The sequence below is a fragment of the Nguyenibacter vanlangensis genome (assembly GCF_013376155.1).
Taxonomy (GTDB): Bacteria; Pseudomonadota; Alphaproteobacteria; order Acetobacterales; family Acetobacteraceae; genus Gluconacetobacter; species Gluconacetobacter vanlangensis.
Genome location: NZ_JABXXP010000461.1, coordinates 1 through 2,308 on the forward strand (window position 1 = coordinate 1; position 2,308 = coordinate 2,308).

General features: G+C 64.7%; 1 protein-coding gene. It reads right to left on the reverse strand.

The window, feature by feature from the left end:
• On the reverse strand, positions 1-2,240 hold a 2,240-nt coding region (locus tag HUK84_RS15290; protein ID WP_176641050.1), incomplete at its 3' end, for an FdhF/YdeP family oxidoreductase.
• Positions 2,241-2,308 lie beyond the last annotated feature (68 nt).

The following is a 2,308-nucleotide window of genomic DNA, read 5'->3' on the forward strand; positions in this document are numbered from 1 at the left end:
TTGGCCGCCGGGGTGCCGCTGATCTCGTCGAAATAATCGAGCGGCAGCAGCGGGTTGAGTTCGGGGTAATAGCCGGCGATCGCGCCGCGCGGCATCGGGTAGTCGATGACCGTCAAGCCGTCGACATAGCGCCGGTAGCCGTCGTCGCTGCAGGTCTCGAGCCCGATGACGGCCCCGTTCTCCAGCCCCCGGTCCTCGCGATCCTGCTTGTTCATGAAGATCACGAGGCGGTTGTTGTACACGCCGCGATAGCGGTCGCTGTTGCTGTAGATCGTGGTGTTGTACTGGTCGTGCGAGCGGATCGTCGCCAGGCGCAGCATCGCCGGGTCCGCGACGACGTCATTGACCTCCAGCCCCGGCAGAACGAGGAAATTCGCCTTGCCGTTCGGAGTCGGCCAGACCCGGCGGCGTGGCGGGATGTCGAGATGGAAGCCGCGCGGATTTTTGATCTTCTCGGAGAAATCGGCATAGATGTCCGGATAGACGTCCGCGATCTTGTCGCGGATCAGCGTGTAATCTTCCATATACTGCGCCCAGGGCGTCCTGGACTCCGGCAGGGTGGCCATGGCCATGCGACAGACGATCTCGGTCTCGGGGCGCACGTCGGGGCTCACCGGTTCGAACACGCCGCGCGAGGGTGTGACGTTCGCCATCGCGTCCTCGATGGTCACGAACTGTTCGCCCGCCGTCGTGCGGATGATCTCGGAGCGGGACACGACGGGCAGGATCAGGGCGTCCTTGCCATGCACCAGATGCCCGCGATTGAGCTTGGTCGCCACGCCGACGGTCAGGTTGAGCCGCCCCATCGCCGCGTAGGTACGCGCGGTGTCCGGAACCGCCCGGGCGAAATTGCCGCCCATGCCGAAGAATACCTTGGCGGTCCCCGCCTCCATGGCCTCGAGCGCCTCGAGCACGTGATGGCCATGCGCGCGTGGCGGCTCGAAGCCGAAGACGTCGCGCACGCGGTCCAGATAATCCTGGCTCGGCTTCTCGTCGATGCCGACCGTGCGGTCGCCCTGCACGTTGGAATGGCCGCGGATCGGCGCGATGCCCGCGCCGGGCTTGCCGAAATTACCCTTCAGCAGCAGGAGATTGGCTACCTGCTGCAGCAGCCGCGAGCCTTCCTGGTGCTGGGTCAGCCCCATGCCGTAGCAGATGATCGTCGCATTCGATTTCGCATAGATCCCGGCGATGTGGCGGATCTGCTCTTCCGTGATGCCGGAGATGCGCGTGATGTCGGCCCAGGAGACCGACATGACGTCCGCGCGCAATGCCTCCAGCCCCGCCGTGTGCTCGGCGATGAACGCCGTGTCGAGCACCGTCTCGCCGCGATCCTCGGCCTCGAACAACGCGCGCATCATGCCCTTGAAGACCGCCAGGTCGCCGCCGATGCGCACATGCACGAAGTCGCTGGAAATCGCCGTCGAGCCGAACGTCGCCATCTGCAGGATATCCTGCGGCTCGGTGAAGCGGATCAGCGCGCGTTCCGGCATGGGATTGATCAGGATGACCGGCACGCCGCGTTTGCGCGCCTCGACCAGGTTGGTCATCATGCGCGGCGAATTGGTGCCGGTGTTCTGCCCGATGACGAAGATCGCCTCGGCATGGTCGAAATCGGCCATGACGATCGTGCCCTTGCCGACGCCGATCGCGGGCGGCAGGCCGCGCGAGGTCGGTTCGTGGCACATGTTGGAACAGTCGGGGAAGTTGTTGGTGCCGAATTCCCGCACGAAGATCGAATACAGGAACGCCGTTTCGTTGGCCGTGCGGCCGGAGGTGTAGAACTCGGCCTGATGCGGGCTTTCCAGCGCCCTCAGATGCTTCCCGATCAGGGCGAAGGCGTCGTCCCAGGCGACGGGAACATATTTGTCCGTCGCGGCGTCGTAGCGCATGGGCTCGGTCAGGCGCCCTTGCATTTCCAGCCAGTAATCGCTCTTGTCCATCAGCTCGGTGACGGTGTGCCGTTCGAAGAATTCCCGCGTCACCCGTGCCTTGGTCGCCTCATGCGCCAGCGCCTTCGCGCCGTTCTCGCAGAATTCGAGCGTCTTGCGATGGTCGGGGTCGGGGAAGGCGCAGCTCGGGCACTTGAAGCCGCCAGGCTGGTTCATCGCGAGCAGGCCGCGCGACCCCTTCACCAGCACGCTCTGTTCCATGAGCACCTTCGCCGTGGCGCCCGCCGCGCCCCAGCCGCCTGCCGGGTGGTGATAGGGCTTGAACGTGGATTCTTTCTCTTTGCTCATGGTACCAACCTCCTGATGGCCATTGCCGGGCCCGCCTGCCATAGTGGTTAAAGGATGCCGAATTCTTT